Annotated in this window: 12 protein-coding genes; 4 read left to right on the forward strand and 8 right to left on the reverse strand. The window is 67.9% G+C overall.

What is annotated here, in order from left to right:
- Window positions 1-25: 25 nt before the first annotated feature.
- From RPR59_RS11735 to RPR59_RS11765, 7 genes are all read right to left on the reverse strand, one after another.
- Window positions 26-1,441: a UDP-N-acetylmuramoyl-L-alanyl-D-glutamate--2,6-diaminopimelate ligase gene (locus RPR59_RS11735; RefSeq protein ID WP_313914258.1), complete on the reverse strand. Its 1,416-nt coding sequence runs from the start codon at window positions 1,439-1,441 to the stop codon at window positions 26-28.
- Window positions 1,438-3,156: a peptidoglycan D,D-transpeptidase FtsI family protein gene (locus tag RPR59_RS11740; protein ID WP_313914259.1), complete on the reverse strand. Its 1,719-nt coding sequence runs from the start codon at window positions 3,154-3,156 to the stop codon at window positions 1,438-1,440. Before RPR59_RS11740 ends, RPR59_RS11735 begins: the two co-directional genes overlap by 4 nt.
- Window positions 3,153-3,764, reverse strand: coding sequence for a hypothetical protein (locus tag RPR59_RS11745; protein WP_313914261.1), 612 nt, complete (start codon window positions 3,762-3,764; stop codon window positions 3,153-3,155). The genes RPR59_RS11740 and RPR59_RS11745 overlap by 4 nt, the downstream gene beginning before the upstream one ends.
- Complete coding sequence (gene rsmH / locus RPR59_RS11750) at window positions 3,761-4,717, reverse strand: 16S rRNA (cytosine(1402)-N(4))-methyltransferase RsmH (RefSeq protein WP_313914263.1); 957 nt, start codon at window positions 4,715-4,717, stop codon at window positions 3,761-3,763. Before rsmH ends, RPR59_RS11745 begins: the two co-directional genes overlap by 4 nt.
- Window positions 4,714-5,220, reverse strand: coding sequence for a division/cell wall cluster transcriptional repressor MraZ (locus RPR59_RS11755; RefSeq protein WP_313914265.1), 507 nt, complete (start codon window positions 5,218-5,220; stop codon window positions 4,714-4,716). The genes rsmH and RPR59_RS11755 overlap by 4 nt, the downstream gene beginning before the upstream one ends.
- 346 nt (window positions 5,221-5,566) lie before the next feature.
- Window positions 5,567-5,878 carry a hypothetical protein gene (locus RPR59_RS11760; RefSeq protein WP_313914268.1) on the reverse strand — a complete coding sequence of 104 codons (312 nt, stop codon included), beginning with the start codon at window positions 5,876-5,878 and terminating at the stop codon, window positions 5,567-5,569.
- 121 nt (window positions 5,879-5,999) lie between these two features.
- Entirely contained in the window at window positions 6,000-6,974 is a 975-nt protein-coding gene (locus tag RPR59_RS11765) for a cysteine synthase A (RefSeq protein WP_313918490.1), read from the reverse strand.
- 172 nt (window positions 6,975-7,146) lie between these two features.
- Here RPR59_RS11765 and RPR59_RS11770 point away from each other — a divergent pair, with 172 nt between their 5' ends.
- Window positions 7,147-8,286 (forward strand): patatin-like phospholipase family protein, encoded by a 1,140-nt coding sequence (locus tag RPR59_RS11770; RefSeq protein ID WP_313914271.1) that lies wholly within the window; start codon window positions 7,147-7,149, stop codon window positions 8,284-8,286.
- A 156-nt stretch (window positions 8,287-8,442) separates the two neighbouring features.
- Here RPR59_RS11770 and RPR59_RS11775 read toward each other — a convergent pair whose 3' ends face one another.
- The gene (locus tag RPR59_RS11775; protein ID WP_313914273.1) at window positions 8,443-10,311 is read right to left on the reverse strand and encodes an ABC-F family ATP-binding cassette domain-containing protein; all 1,869 of its coding nucleotides are present in this window, start codon (window positions 10,309-10,311) and stop codon (window positions 8,443-8,445) included.
- A 166-nt stretch (window positions 10,312-10,477) separates the two neighbouring features.
- Here RPR59_RS11775 and RPR59_RS11780 point away from each other — a divergent pair, with 166 nt between their 5' ends.
- The 3 genes from RPR59_RS11780 to RPR59_RS11790 all read left to right on the forward strand — a co-directional run bounded on the left by RPR59_RS11780 (window position 10,478) and on the right by RPR59_RS11790 (window position 12,692).
- Complete coding sequence (locus RPR59_RS11780; protein ID WP_313914275.1) at window positions 10,478-11,050, forward strand: hydrolase; 573 nt, start codon at window positions 10,478-10,480, stop codon at window positions 11,048-11,050.
- Entirely contained in the window at window positions 11,037-12,110 is a 1,074-nt protein-coding gene (locus RPR59_RS11785; protein WP_313914277.1) for an AbrB family transcriptional regulator, read from the forward strand. Before RPR59_RS11780 ends, RPR59_RS11785 begins: the two co-directional genes overlap by 14 nt.
- Window positions 12,111-12,416: 306 nt before the next feature.
- Complete coding sequence (locus tag RPR59_RS11790) at window positions 12,417-12,692, forward strand: hypothetical protein (RefSeq protein WP_313914279.1); 276 nt, start codon at window positions 12,417-12,419, stop codon at window positions 12,690-12,692.
- Window positions 12,693-12,846: the final 154 nt, after the last annotated feature.

A 12,846-nucleotide genomic window follows, 5' to 3' on the forward strand; every position in this document is an offset into this window, starting at 1 on the left:
GAGGGGAACCGGTTCGTCGTCGCCCTCACGCCGCAGCCTCGCGCGCGACGGTCACGTCGTCGAAGGGCAATATCATGTCGCCGACGATCTGCCCCTGTTCATGTCCCTTGCCCGCCAACAGTACGATATCGTCGCCCATCGCTTCGGCGATGGCGGCGGCGATGGCCTCGCGGCGGCCGTCGATCTCGATCGCGTTCGGGGCGCCTTTCATGATCTCGGCCCGGATGCGCGCAGGCGCTTCGCCGCGCGGATTGTCGTCGGTGACGAAAACAAGGTCGGCGCCTTCGGCCGCGACGCGCCCCATCGGCTCGCGCTTGCCCGTATCGCGGTCGCCGCCGGCGCCGAATACGACGATCAGCCGGCCTGCCGCATGCGGCTTTAGCGCCGCGATCGCCGCCTCCAGCGCATCGGGGGTATGTGCATAGTCGACATAGACCGGCGCTCCCTTCGGCGTGATGACCGCACGCTCCAGCCGCCCCCGCACCGGTTGCAGGCGCGCCAGGCCCGCAATCGTTTGCGCGACGTCGCCGCCCGTGGCGATCACCAGCCCCGCCGCGGTAAGGGCATTCGCAGCCTGATAGGCGCCGATCAGCGGCAGGTTGACCCTGTGCTCGCGCCCCTCGGCCTCGATCACCAGCCCCTGGCCCAGCAGCGTCGGATCGCGCGCGACGAGGCGCAGGGTGTCGCCATGCTCGCCCACCGTGATCAAGCGGTTGCCCCGCGCGCGGGCAAGGTCGATCACCCGGTCGGAATTGGGATCGTCGACCCACACGACCGACGCGCCCTGCGGATCGAGAACCTCGGAAAAGAGCCGCAGCTTGGCGGTGAAATAGGCTGCCATGTCGCCGTGATAGTCGAGATGATCGCGGCTGAGATTGGTGAAGGCCGCTGCGGAGACCGGCAATCCGCCGGTACGATATTGCGCCAGGCCGTGGCTCGACGCTTCGAACGCCAGATGGGTCACGCCCTCGCGCGCCAGCCCGGCGACGTTGGACAGGAAGGTGACGATATCGGGGGTGGTGAGGCCGGTCGAGACCGCCTCTTCGGCGGTGCTGACGCCCAGCGTGCCGATCGATGCGGCGTGATGGCCCGCCATGCGCCAGAGCTGGCGCGTCAGTTCGACCGTCGACGTCTTGCCGTTCGTGCCCGTCACCGCCACGGCGTGGGCGGGGAACGGTGCGAAGAACCGCGCGGCGAGTTCGGCGAAGCAGGCACGCGGATTGTCGGCGGCGATGTGCACCGCGCCGGATACCTGCGCCTCGTGCCGCGCGACCACCGCGATGGCGCCGCTCGCCACCGCCCGGTCGATATAGTCCTCACCGTTGAACCGCGTCCCCTGGAACGCGCCGAAAACGGTGCCCGGCGCGACCTTGCGGTGGTCGATCGCGAACCCCGTTACCTGTTCGGTTTCCGTGCCTCCGGTCAGCGTGCCCAGCTTCATTGCGCCTGCGCCACCTGTTCGCCCGACGCGGTCAGCACAAGCGGCGTCAGGTCGGACACGTCGATGTCGCGGTGTTCGTTCGGCATCACGTCAAGGATCGGGCCGGCACGCTGGATCGTTTCGCGCACCACCGGCGCCGCATTCCACGCCGCGGTCGTGAAACCATAGGTTTCCTTCGTGCCCTTGGGCGCCACCAGCGTCGCCATCACCACATATTGCGGATCGTCCATCGGAAACACGCCGGCGAATGTCGATACGTTGCGGTGCCGCGCATAGCCGCCCGCGTCCGCCATTTCCGCGGTTCCTGTCTTGCCGCCGACGCGGTAGCCGGGCGCGCGGCCCTTCCTGCCGGTGCCGTCGAGCACGACGAGGCGCAGCAACTGGCACAGGCGCGCGCTGGTCGCCGCGGAAAACACACGCTTGCCGCGACGCTCCTTGCCTTCCGGCACCCGCAGCAGCGTGGGTTCGCGCAGAATGCCGCCATTGACCATCGCGGCATAGGCCGTCGCCAGGTGCAGCGGCGTAACGGCGATGCCGTGACCGTAGGCGGTCGTCATCGTCGTCGTCCGCCCCCAATAGCTCGGCCACAACGGCTTGGCCCGTTCGCGCAGTTCGATCGGCTGTTCCTGATCGAAGCGCAGCTTGTGGAACAACGCCTTCATCTTCGCCTCGCCCAGCAGGTCGGCGATCCGCGCGGTGGCGATATTGGACGAATAGATCAGCGTTTCGGGAATGTTGAGCCAGCGTTCCTGCTCGTCGCCCGGATCGTCGTGGATATAATATGCGCCGACCTTTAGCGGCTTGGTCGCGTCGAAACGGCGCGCCATCGACGTCACCGTGCCGGTGTCGATCGCCTGCGCCATGGTGAGCGGCTTGAAGGTGGAGCCCAGCTCATAGACCGACTGCGTCACGTTGTTGCGCAACTGGTCCGCCGTCGCATGGCGGATGTCGTTGGGGTTGAAGGTGGGATAGGACACCATGGCGATCACCTCGCCGGTATGGATGTCCATCACGATGCCGCTCGCCGCCCTGGCGCCGAAGGTCTCCATCGCCGTGCCGAGCCGGCTCTGCATCGCCGCCTGCACCCGCATGTCGATCGACAGCGTCAGCGGGTCGGCGCGCCGCGCGGGATCGGTCAGCCGCTTGTCGAAGGCGCGCTCGATGCCGCGCAGCCCGTGGCCGTCGGCGCCGACGAAGCCCAGCACATGCGCTGCGAGCTGCGACTGCGGGTACAGCCGCTCGGGTTCCCGCCCCGGCGCGATTCCGGGCTCGCCCAGCGCGTTCACCGCGTCGACCGTCTCCGGCAGGGCGCGGCGGGCGAGATAGGTGAACGGCGCATCCAGCGTCAGCCGGTGATAATACCAGCGCGCATCGTGCTCCGGCATGATGCGCGCCAGGCTCTGCGCCAATTGCCGCTTGTCGCCGATCACCTTGTGCGGATGGACACCGATCGACCAGGCGTCGATGGTCTGGGCCAGCGGCTGGCCGTTGCGGTCGACGATGTCGCCGCGCAGGGGCACGAACCGGGCCGAGACCAGCCGCGCCTCACCGGGTGGCGAGAAGATGGCGAGTTGCCCCAACCTGCCGAGGATCAACAATCCGCCCGCCGCGAACAACAGCAACAGCACCATCAACCGCCCATGCGCGACGCTGGTCAGCGCATGGCGGCCGCCGGTGCGGCGGTCGTCGGCGGAAGGGGCGACCAGGACGATCAACGCAGGACCGCCGCCTCGATTCGGGCGCGCCGGGCGATGTCGCCGAGCGTCGATTCGCTCAACAGCTTCTCGTCGAGCATCGCCACCTTTTGCTCGTGCGGATTATCGGCCGCGCGCGAGCGGTCGGGCGCGGCCACCGCCTTGATCATGCGCGCCGGCGCCGGGCCGTCGGTATCGGCGCTGGCCAGCGCGACCGCAGGCGCCGCTCCGCTATGGTCGACGCCGTCGCCATGCGTCGCGCCGGCCGGAGCGACATCGCCGGCGCCGGGCATGACATAAGCGACATATTGCGGCTCGCCCTGGCCGAACTGGCCGGCGTCGAGCTGCGCCACGCCCTGCGCGCCGCTGGCGAGATATTGATCCGGCCGCGGCGCGCTCAACGCCAGCACGTCGCTGTTCCACTGTTCGAGCTGCGCCATGCTGGCGCGGGTGCGAAGCTCGATATTGAGGTCGCGGATGTCGCGCTGCGCATCGCGGATCGCGCGGTCGACCGATTCGACGCGGGCACGCTCTGCCGCGACCTGCGACGTCACCAGATAACAGCCGGGCGCGAAGATCATGCAGGACATGATCCAGCCGATCCCCTTGAACCCATATACCGCCATCATTCGTCTCCCTTGGATTTCCAGGGCGCCGCCGCCGTGCGGCGCGCCACGCGCAATGTCGCGGACCGCGCGCGCGGATTGCGCGCGGTTTCCGCATCGTCGGCGCGGACGGGCCGCGCCGGCTTGTCGAAGCTCGGCTCCACCGTCGCCGCCATCCGCGGCAGGTGCCGCGATCCGCCGGGCGTCGCGCCGGAACGTTCCCGCAGGAACCGCTTCACCATGCGGTCCTCCAGGCTGTGAAAGGTCACGACCGCCAGCCGCCCGCCCGGCTTCAGCACCCGCTCCGCCGCGGCCAGCCCCTCGGCCAGTTCGCCCAGTTCGCGGTTCAGGTGGATGCGGATCGCCTGGAAGGTCCGCGTCGCGGGATCCTTCTTGTCGTGCGGTCGGTATCCCAGCGCCTTGCGCACCACCTGCGCCAGTTCGCCCGTCCGCGTGATGGGCCGCGCCGCCACGATCGCCTTCGCCACCCGGCGCGCGCGCGGCTCCTCGCCATATTCATGGATGACGTCGGCGATCACCGCCTCTTCCGCCTCGTTGACGAAATCGGCGGCGCTTTCGCCTTCCCGGCTCATGCGCATGTCGAGCGGGCCGTCGGACTGGAAGGAAAAGCCGCGCTCCGCCTGGTCGAGCTGCATCGACGACACGCCGATGTCCATGGTCACGCCGTCCACCGGCGTCAGGCCGCGTTCGGCGAGTTCCCGCTCCATCGCGGAAAACGGCGCGTGGATCAGCGTCAGCCGCCCATCCGCCGCCGCGACGAGCGCCTGGCCGCCTTCGATCGCTGCAGGATCGCGATCGAAGGCGACCACCTCGGCTCCCCGCTCGAGGATCGCGTGCGTATAGCCGCCGGCGCCGAAGGTCGCGTCGACGTGCCGCTCGCCGGACTGGATGGCGAGGGCGTCGAGCACCGGCCCGATCAGCACGGGAACATGGGGCAATGGCCGCTGCGCCGTCACGGCTCGATCCCCTTTTCCGCCATGTAGAAGCGACAGGCCTCCTTCATGATTTCGGGCGCCCGCTCGTGTTCGAGCAGCGTCTTCGGGTCCCAGATCTCGACCCGCTTGAGCACGCCGTAGAAGAAGGCGTGGCGGCCGATCCGGGCATAGCTGCGCGGGAATGCGGGCAGGATGAAGCGGCCGGAGCTGTCATATTGGGCGGTTTCCGCAGCACCGGCGCCTTCGCGCAGGATGTTGAAATCGATCTCGCCGCGTTCGCCGGTATAATCGCGTTCGCGGGCTTCGAGCTGTTCCCACAGGGCATCGCCTTGCGCTTCGTCATAGGCGACCAGGCACCGCTCGGTCTCGTGCGCGCCGATCAGGAAGGTACGCGCATTCTTCGAGCCGGCATCGGCATCGGTGTTCCGCTCCAGGGCGGCGCGCAGGTTGGCCGGGATGGCGACGCGACCTTTCTCGTCGACCCCCTGAAGCCCAACTCCGCGATATGCACTGCGTCCAGCCACGCCCTTTCCCTTCGGCGCGCAAAACTCCTGCCTTCCGCCAAGCGGCTATCGCCGCTCGCCAGTTGGAATCAGCCGGAGAACAAGAGTCTGCCCTGTCAGCCATTTTGGTACTCCAACCGGTTGGGGAATACAATGGGAATTCACGGGCCAAGTGGGTAATTCGCCCCACTTTATGGTCAAAGCGCGGAATAATGCCGTTACATACTTGTTCTGTTCTTCTTATGTATTTTTCATTCCCCGGCGGAGATGCGCGAACGGATCGCCGGGGCCGTTCGGCGGCGGGCGGGTGCGGGAATGGGCGGGACAGGATGGATTATAGCCGGGCTGCATCGGCGCCCGCGGCGGATCAGCGGCTCTTGGCGCTGTCCTTCTGCTGTTCCGCCTCGATCTGCTTGGTAATGGTGGCGGCGTTTCCGGGCTCGGCCGGCAATGTGCTCGGCGTCACGCCCAATTCGGCCAACGGTTCCTCCGGCGCCTTTTCCACAACCTCGTTCACGGCGACCTCGTTGGCGGCGATCAGGTTGGTTTCCGGCTCGCTCTGGTCGACGGAATGGATGGCGGAGGCCAGCGCGATCAGGACGAGAACGACCGCCAGGCCCGTCATTCCGACGCGGACCCGCTGCATCGCCTGTCCGGGATCCCTGGTTTCCGGCTCCATAGCGTATCGCCTGTAAGCGCAAACACCGCCCCTGTCGACTGCGGCGGCACGCGAAGCGTTGTCGCGCGACACCGATCCGCGTCGACGCGGCGTCTTCCGAAGTGCGATCCCGGCGATCGTCCTACGCGACCGGCAGCCCCTTCGCCTTCAGCCATTCCGGATTGTACAGCGTCGACAGATACCGGAACCCAGTGTCGCACAGGATCGTCGCGATCCGCTTGCCCGGGCCCAGTTCCTTCGCCAGCCGTACCGCCCCGGCGACGTTGATGCCGGAGGACAGGCCCAGGCACAGCCCCTCCTCGTGCAGCAGGCGGCGGACCCATTCCAGCCCTTCGGCATCGGAAATGCGGAACTGCGTGTCGACCGGCGCACCTTCCAGATTGGCGGTGATCCGTCCCTGCCCGATCCCCTCGGCGACGGAGGATCCTTCGGATTTCAGCTCGCCATGGGCGTAATAGTCGTAGAGCGCGGCGCCGTGCGGATCGCTGAGCGCGATTCTGACGTTCTCGTCGCGCTCCTTCAGCCCCAGCCCGACGCCGGCTAGCGTTCCGCCGGTGCCCACGGCACAGGTGAAGCCATCGACGCGCCCCTCCATCTGCTCCCAGATCTCGGCCGCGGTGCCGACGATATGCGCGCGCCGGTTGGCGACATTGTCGAACTGGTTGGCCCAGATCGCATTCTCGCGCTCCTCGGCCAGCCGGCGCGAGGTGTGGACGAAATGGCCCGGGTTGGAATAGGGCGCGGCCGGCACCAGCACGAGTTCGGCGCCCAGCGCGCGCAACGTGTCCATCTTTTCACGGCTCTGCGTCTCGGGCATGACGATCACCGTCTTGTACCCCTTGGCGTTCGCGACGAGGGCCAGGCCGATGCCGGTATTGCCGGCCGTCCCCTCAACGATCGTGCCGCCGGGGCCGATCAGCCCCTTTTCCTCCGCATCGCGGACGATGAACAGCGCCGCCCGGTCCTTCACGCTTGCGCCCGGATTGGCGAATTCGCACTTGCCGTAGATGTCGCAGCCGCTGGCCTCGCTGGGGCCCTTCAGCCGGACGAGCGGCGTATTGCCGATAAGGGCGAGCGTGTCCTGGGTAACCTGCATGACCGCGAACATGGCGCGCCGCATCGCCGCCCGCAAGCAATCGATAATGCGATCCGGCAAACCCGAACTTGGCGGCCGCGCTTCAGTCGCGCGAACGAGCGGGCGGAGTGGTCACCCGCATCGGCGGCAATCGGCATTGCACCGCGCCGCGCGGCCCGGCAAACAGCACCGCATGATCCGCCTCCTCGCCGCCGCGGGCCTTCTGCTCCTGTCCGCCTGCGCCACCATCGACCGCGCGCCCTTCACCCGCATCGAGCAGGCGACCGCGCGCATTCCCGGCATTCCCGAGGCGCGTTTCTGGGCGGATTCGCCGCTGGCCGCGCGCCGCATGACGCCACCGCTCGATCCGCCCGGCGGGACGGTCACGCTCGCGCTGTCGAGCGGCGGCGACGACGGCGCTTTCGCCGCCGGCTTCCTGAACGGCTGGAGCGCCAGCGGCACACGCCCCGAATTCACCGTCGTCACCGGCGTCAGCACCGGTGCGCTGATCGCCCCCTTCGCCTTTCTCGGTCCCGAATGGGACGATCATGTCCGCCATGTCTTCACCGGCCTCGACACCGGCGACGTCCTGCAGATGCGCTTTGCGCCGACCATTCCCTTTTCTACCAGCGTCATGTCGGCGAAGCCGCTCGCCGCCCTGATCCGCGCCCAGATCACCGATGCCGTCATCGATGCCGTCGCCGCCCAGCATCGGCGCGGCCGTCGGCTGTTCGTGGAGACCAGCAATCTCGATGCCCAGCGCGCAGTGGTGTGGGACATGGGCGCCATCGCCGCCAGCGACGCGCCCGGCCGCTACGCCCTTTTCCGCAGGGTGCTGCTGGCCTCCGGCTCGCTGCCCGGCGTGTTCCCGCCGGTGGCGATCGACGCGGTATCGGGCAGCCGTACCATCCGCGAGCTGCATGTCGACGGCGGCACGGTGTCGCAGATCCTGACGCGGCCCGATGACCGCACCGCGCCGGCGCCGCACCGCCCGAACCGCACGCTCTACATCATTGCCAGCAGCAAATGGGGCGGCGATTTCCGCTTCGTGACGCCGAAGACGATACCGGTCCTCCGCAACGCCTATAATCTGGCACTGCAGTCCGCGCTCGCGGCGGAGGTGCGCGCCGCCTTCTATCTCGCGCGCGATCGCGGGACGACCGTGCGCTTCGCCTATATCGGCAGCGATTTCGGCGCGAAAAAGCATCCGATGTTCGCCAACGGCTATATCCGCCACATCTACGGCTACGGATTCCAGCGCGGCCGGCTGCAGGCATGGGCAACCGATCCGCCCGACGCCCGCGACCTGCGCCTGACCCTGCCGGAAGGCTAGGATCGATCGACATTCAGAAGATGACGAACCGAAAATGGTGGTTTTGCGTGACCCGGAGCGCAGCGATCTAAAGGGTCGTGAGCACCGGAAGCTCGCAAAGCCGACATTTGCGCAGCCGTCAGGGCTGAATGCCGATCGGTCCTAACGGCGTCAGCGCTACTCCGCCGCCTCCAGCGCCTCGCTCGCCTCCAGCCAGCGCCGCTCCGCCGCCGCGATCCGGCTTTCCACGTCCGCGCGCCGTTTCATCAGTTCGGTCATCGACAGATCGCGCAGCCGCGCAGCCGCCTCGTCCGGCGCGAACATAGCCCGGTCGATATCGCTGCGCTCGGCGGTCAGCTTCTCCAATTCGGTTTCCGCCGCTTTGGCATCCTTGCGCAGTACCTTCAGTTGCTCGCGCGCCTGCGCCGCCGCCCGGCGTTCGTCCTTGCGGCTGGCCTTCTTTTCGGACTTGCCCTCCGCCTTCGCCTCGCTGCCCAGCACCAGCGCGACATAATCGTCGATGCTGCCGTCGAACGGCACCGCCGTCCCGTCATCGACCAGCACCAGCCGGTCGACCGTGGTCTCGACCATATGCCGGTCGTGGCTGACGATCACCACCGCGCCGGCATAGTCGTTGAGCGCGCGGATCAGCGCCTCGCGCGCATCGACGTCCAGATGATTGGTCGGTTCGTCCAGGATCAGCATGTGCGGCGCGTCGCGCGTGATCAGTGCCAGCGCCAGGCGCGCGCGCTCCCCGCCCGACATGGTGCCGACCAGCGCCGTCGCCCGGTCGCCGGAAAAACCGAACCGGCCGAGTTGCGCGCGCACCGCCGCCGGCTTCGCATCCGGCATTACCCGCGTCATGTGCGCAAGCGGCGTGTCGTCGGCGTCCAGCTCCTCGACCTGATACTGGGTGAAATAGCCGACGCGCAGCTTGCCCGATCCGTTGACCGTGCCGTCCATCGGTTCGAGCTGCCCGGCGAGCAAGCGCGCCAGCGTCGTCTTGCCGTTGCCGTTGCGCCCCAGAAACGCGATGCGGTCGTCGGGATCGAGCCGCAGGTTGAGCCGCTTCAGCACCGGTGTGTTACCATAGCCGACGCTGGCATCGTCCAGCGTCACCAGCGGCGGGCGCAGCTCGGCAGGATCGGGAAAGCCGAAGGACAGCGTCGGATCTTCCGCCGCCGCGGCGATCGGCGTCATTTTCGCCAGTGCCTTGGCGCGACTCTGCGCCTGTTTCGCGGTCGAGGCGCGCGCGGAGTTGCGGCGGATATAATCCTCCAGCTTGGCCCGCTGCGCCTGCTGGTTCGCCCGCGCCGCCTCGATCTGTGCCAGCCGCTCGGCGCGCTGCTTCTCGAACGCGTCATACCCGCCGGGATAAAGCGTCAGCTTGCCCTGATGCAGGTGCAGGATGTGATCGACGACGTTGTTGAGGAAGTCGCGTTCATGGCTGACGATCAGGATCGTCGCGCGGTAGCGTTTGAGGAAATCCTCCAGCCACAGCACCGCCTCGAGGTCGAGATGGTTCGACGGCTCGTCGAGCAGCAGCACGTCGGGTTCGGAAAACAACAGCGCCGCCAGCGCCACGCGCATCCGCCACCCGCCGGAAAAGCTGTCGAGCGCCCGATGCTGTGCCTCCTCGTCGAATCCCAGCCCGGACAGGATACGCGCCGCCCGCGCAGGTGCTGCATGCGCGTCGATCGCCAGCAACCGCTCGTGCACTTCGGCCAGCCGGTGCGGCTCGGTGCAGGTTTCCGCCTCGGCCATCAGGCTCGCCCGCTCGGTATCGGCGGCGAGCACCGTGTCGAATGGCGACGCGTCGCCGGCAGGCGCCTCCTGCGCGATATAGCCGAGCCGTGCGTCCTTGGGCATTTCCGCCCCGCCGCCGTCGGGTTCGAGCAGACCGGCGACGACCCGCACCAGCGTCGATTTCCCGGCCCCGTTGCGTCCGATCAGCCCCACGCGGGATCGGGGCGGCAACGCCGCGCTCGCATGGTCCAGGATCGTCCGCCCGCCGAGGCGCACCGTGATGTCGTTCAGATTGAGCATGGTCGCCCGCGCCGGTAGCAGGGCGCGCGCCAGAGCGCATCCATTAAGTACACCCGACTATGCTGCTCCTCGCCCGTCATGCTGAACTTGCCAGCCCATGTTGTGACGCGGGAACGTCCCGCCGCCCTCGGCCATTCTGCCGATACCAGCCGCACAGGGAACGCCGATGACCGAACTCGACCCGAAAACCACCGCCCTCGTCCTCATCGACCTGCAAAAAGGCATCGCCGGTCCGCACACGCAGCCACGCGACGGCGACTCCGTCGTTGCGGCGGCCAAGGCGCTTGCCGACCGCTTTCGCAAGGCGGGCGCACCGGTCGTGCTCGTTCATGTCGGATGGTCGGCGGACGGCGGTGACCTCCCCTCGACCCGGGCCGACGAACCGCTCGGCTTCGAGCCCGGCCGAATGCCGGCCGGCTGGAGCGACCTGGTCGACGGCCTCGAACAGCCGGGCGACATCCGGATCCTGAAGCGCCAATGGGGCGCCTTTACCGGCACCGGGCTCGACCTCCAGCTCCGCCGGCGCGGTATCGAGACGCTGGTCATCGCCGGCATCGCCACCAACTTCGGCGTCGAATCGACGGCGCGGCACGGGTGGGAACTGGGCTACGACATCGTCGTCGCCGAGGATGCCTGCGCGTCACGTTCCGAAGAACTGCACCATTTCGCCATCGCCAATATCCTGCCGAAGCTCGCCCGCATCCGCACGTCCGACGATCTTCGCCTTGGCGACGCCTGATCGCGGCGGCGGCACCCTGCTCCTGCGCTGGGCGGCCCTCGCCGTTCTGTCCGCCGGCTTCGCCGCTGCCCTCGAACTCGCCGGCATTCCCGCCGGCCTCCTGCTCGGCCCGATGCTGGGCGCGATCCTCCTGGCGGCCGCGCAGCGTACGGTGCCGATCGCCAGACCTGTCTTCTATGGCGCGCAGGCGCTGGTCGGCTGCCTGATCGCGGGCGCGATCACCACGAGCATCTTCACGACGCTCGCCGACAATTGGGCGCTGTTCGCCGGCGTCATCGCCGCCACCCTCAGCGCCAGCAGCCTGATCGGTTATATGCTCAGCCGCTGGCAGGTCCTGCCCGGAACCGCCGCCATCTGGGGATCGACGCCGGGCGCGGCCACGGCGATGGTACTGATGGCGCAGGCGTCCGGCGCCGATGCCCGACTGGTCGCGGTGATGACCTACAGCCGCGTGGTCTGCGTCGCCGTCACCGCCTCGATCCTATCGGCGATCTTCCTCGGTCGCGGCGGCGGCCACGGCCTGTCGATCGAGTGGGTCGGTGCCTTCAATGCGCATGACGCGCTCGTCACCATCGCCGTCGCGGGCGCAGGTGCGGTTGCCGGCCTCGCACTTCGCCTTCCCGCCGGCGCGTTGATCGGCCCGATCATACTCGGCAGTATCCTGAACCTTTCCGGCGCCATCGCACTCGCCCCGCCGCAATTGCTGCTGGCGCTGGGCTATGCCGTGGTCGGCTGGCGCATCGGCCTTGGCTTCACGCGCGACACCATCCGCATTGCCCTGCGTGCACTGCCCCGCATCCTGCTCGCCATCGGACTGCTGATCCTGTTCTGCGGCGGTCTTGCCCTGCTGCTGGCATGGCGGCTCGGCATCGACCTGGTGACCGCGTACCTCGCCACCAGCCCCGGCGGCGCCGATTCCGTCACCATCATCGCCGCGTCCACCCAGGTCGACATCGCCTTCGTCGTGGCGTTGCAGATGGTCCGCTTCGTCACCGTGCTGCTCGTCGGCCCGCCGCTGGCCGGGCTCCTGGCCAAACGCTTCGGCCGCAACGCATCGTGATTCGCCTTTTTAAGCCACACCGGCGCCCGGCGCCGGCCAATGCACGGTCCCGGTCGCGTACCGCGTCGCGCATACTCCTTTCACGAAACCGGTTGGAAATGAGTGTAAACGCTACCGTTTCCGAATGCGCTGCAAAATGAAATTACGTCGCGATGCAAAGGGGTATTGACCATTCGTGCTGCATGCGCGAACTAGCGCTCCGTCATGATCAAGTCAGCTCTCCCCATATCTGCCGTCATGGTTGCGCTCTCACTCGCAGCCTGCAACCATAAGCCGGAAGTCGTGGACTCCCGCGCTCCGGACCCCATGAACGATGCGCTGCAGAATGCGACGCCGGTCGAGCTTCCGCCGTCGATGACGGCGAGCAAGAGCTTCCGCTGCGGCGACAACAGCCTCGTCTATGTCGACTTCTTCAGCAACGGGAAGCAGGTTCATTTCCGCGCCGAGGAAGACGCGCCGCCGAAGGTGCTGACCTCGGACGCCGAGGGCGGCCCCTGGTCGGCCGACGGCGTCACCGTGAAGGGCGATCAGCAGCAGATCACCTATACCACGGACGGCGCGTCGAAGACCTGCAAGGCCTGACGACCGCGGACCACCGCGATATCAATCAAGAATGGGGTCGGAACCACGGGTTCCGGCCCTCTTTTCATGCGCGGCCGTGCTTGCGCTGTCCCCGTCTCCGACCCATCTCCGCAGTATGACGAGCCGGCTTTCGCGCGAATTTCAGGGGGTCGAC

Origin of the sequence: Stakelama saccharophila, from assembly GCF_032229225.1 — a bacterium.
Classification (GTDB): domain Bacteria; phylum Pseudomonadota; class Alphaproteobacteria; order Sphingomonadales; family Sphingomonadaceae; genus Sphingomonas; species Sphingomonas saccharophila.